Here is a 2,345-nt window from a genome sequence, read left to right as displayed (position 1 = left end):
GGCATGTAGTGCTGGGGATGGAGTGCCTTCGGACGGCGGTTCAATTCCGCCCACCTCCACCAATACCGGGTCCGCAAGGGTCCACGAAAAGCCGGAATCCCTCGTCAAATAAGGGGTTCCGGCTTTTTCGTTTTCCACCCTTGTCCATGCCGTTCCGTTGCAGGCTATGAGACGGTGGGGGTATATCTAGGGGTATCGCACCGCCCACGAAAAGCCGATACCCCCATGCCCCTGACCGACGTCGCGATCCGCCGCGCGAAGCCAGCCGACAAGCCACAGAAGCTGTCCGATGCTGGTGGCCTCTACCTCTACATCACCGTGGCCGGCGCCAAGAGCTGGCGCTGGAAGTACCGCTTCGGGGGGAAGGAAAAGGTGCTGGCGCTGGGCCTGTACCCGGACGTGACCCTGGCCAATGCCAGAGACGCGCGAGACGACGCCCGGCGCCTCCTGCGCAGTGGCGTGGATCCCGGCGAGCAGAAGAAGGCGGCGGCAACGGCCGCCGTCGTGGATGCTGCCTCCAGCTTCGAGGCGATTGCCCGGGAGTGGCTGACGGCCCGCCCTTGGGTGCCAACGTATAACAAGAAGGTCGAGGCGTGGTTCGAGAATGACGTCTTCCCCCAGATCGGGAAGCTGCGCGCTGCGGACCTGAAGGCCTCCGACTTTCTGAAGATCGCCAGGAAGATGGAGGAGCGCCAGGCGTTCGAGTCCGCGCACCGCGTCATGCAGAACTGTGGTCAGGTCATGCGCTATGCCGTGGCGACCGACCGAGCCGAGCGGAACCCGGTCGCGGATCTACGCGGCGCCCTGGTCCCGCCCCCGGAACGGAACCACGCTGCAGTGGTAGACCCGGTCCAGCTGGGCGGGCTGCTGCGTGCCCTGCACGCCTACCGTGGCGCCGGCATCGTCAGCACAGCGCTCAAGCTGGCGCCCATGCTGTTCGTGCGCCCAGGGGAGCTACGGCAGGCCGAATGGGCTGAGATGGATCTGGATGCCGGCTTGTGGTCGATTCCGGCAGCACGCATGAAGATGCGGCAGCCTCACATCGTGCCGCTGGCGCGCCAGGCGGTTGAGATCCTGCGCGAACTGAAGCCCTACACCGAGTCGGGAAAGTACGTGTTCCCCGCCCGGGGCAAGAAGGATCGACCGATGTCAGAGGTAGCGGTGCTGGCCGCGCTACGCGCCATGGGCTACGACAAGGATACGGTGACGGGTCACGGCTTCCGAGCCACCGCGCGCACGCTGCTGGACGAGGTGCTGGGCTTCCGCCCGGACATCATCGAGCACCAGCTGGCGCATGCCGTGCGCGACCCGAACGGACGCGCCTACAACCGCACGACCCATCTCGATGAACGGATCCGGATGATGCAGGAATGGGCGGACTACCTGGACCGGCTGCGCGACGGCAACGTGGTGCAGCTGCGGGTGGCCTGACGCCTACACGCCCCGCTGCATCTGCTGCAGCCCTGCCCTCACCCACGCCTTGCGGGCGTCCCTCGGCCGCGGCTTCGTCGCCGTCGGCTTGACCGGTTCCAACGCTTCCTTGACTCGCGCAGTGGCGTTGGCCGTTGCCTCAGCCAGGCGCAAGGCCTGTTGTTGCTGCTCGCGGGTCGGCGGCAGGCCGGGAAGCGGTTCGAGGGGCTCGGCCGGGGTCGTGTCCAGCAGTCGCGCCACAGCGGAGCGCAGGCGCATCTCTGGGTAGAGCCTGGCTGCGCACCAGCGCTCGGCGTAGCGCTTGCCCTGAGCGATGCTGGCGGCGCGGGCTTCTTTGACCTGCCACATCTTCCTGGCGTCCAGGCGGACGCGCCCGCCACCATCCTTGGCCGCCGAGACGTTGGCGATCTGCCGCCCGCTCCACCACAGCACCCAGCTGTCCCCCATCTGGACCCAGCCAGCGGGGATCGGGGCGGAACTAAAACCTTGGTAGCCGTGCGAAGAAAGCATGGCCGAAAGGATACGGCCGGGCGTCGCAGATACTGCGATTGAATCCTAACCTGATTAAGCCAGGCGCCCTTCCATGAGGGTTCCGACCTTCTCGATGTTCTCCAGCGACAGGCCACCAATGTTCTGGGCGAACTGGCGGATGAGCTGGGCATAGGAGTCTTCCAGCACATCAGCCTCCGACTTCGAGGCGTCGATCACACACTTCGTGCGCTCGCTCATGCCCAGGAAAATCTCCCGGCACAGCGCCAGATTCTCTTCGTTCTCGAAGTGGTTTGGCCTATCGCCACGTGCGCGAATACGTTCCAGGCCAGTGGCCGGCTCGACATCGAGCAGCAGCATCAGATGCGGTCGCGGCGCGAAGTCGTTGGCCTTCGAAAGGTCCTCAACCGGAAGCCCAGCGGCAC

General features: G+C 65.8%; 3 protein-coding genes and 1 other RNA gene. 2 read left to right on the top strand and 2 right to left on the bottom strand.

Annotated features, from left to right (window positions below):
* Together ssrA and ACFQ6N_RS40270 are read left to right on the top strand one after the other, a co-directional pair.
* Positions 1–62: a transfer-messenger RNA gene (ssrA, locus tag ACFQ6N_RS40275) on the top strand; the annotation flags it as partial.
* Between the two features lie 163 nt (positions 63–225).
* The gene (locus tag ACFQ6N_RS40270; RefSeq protein WP_053449485.1) at positions 226–1,431 is read left to right on the top strand and encodes an integrase arm-type DNA-binding domain-containing protein; all 1,206 of its coding nucleotides are present in this window, start codon (positions 226–228) and stop codon (positions 1,429–1,431) included.
* A gap of 3 nt (positions 1,432–1,434) precedes the next feature.
* Here the strand turns inward: ACFQ6N_RS40270 and ACFQ6N_RS40265 are convergent, their stop codons facing one another.
* The gene (locus ACFQ6N_RS40265; RefSeq protein WP_380659124.1) at positions 1,435–1,941 is read right to left on the bottom strand and encodes a hypothetical protein; all 507 of its coding nucleotides are present in this window, start codon (positions 1,939–1,941) and stop codon (positions 1,435–1,437) included.
* Positions 1,942–1,995: 54 nt separating this feature from the next.
* Positions 1,996–2,345, bottom strand: a 350-nt coding sequence (locus tag ACFQ6N_RS40260) for a dTMP kinase (RefSeq protein WP_380659123.1), incomplete at its 5' end; no start/stop codon positions are given.

This window comes from Kitasatospora sp. NPDC056446, from assembly GCF_042796115.1.
GTDB lineage: Bacteria > Actinomycetota > Actinomycetes > Streptomycetales > Streptomycetaceae > Kitasatospora.
The sequence above is the reverse complement of the archived record's forward strand: the minus strand, read 5'-3'. Positions and strand labels throughout refer to the sequence as shown.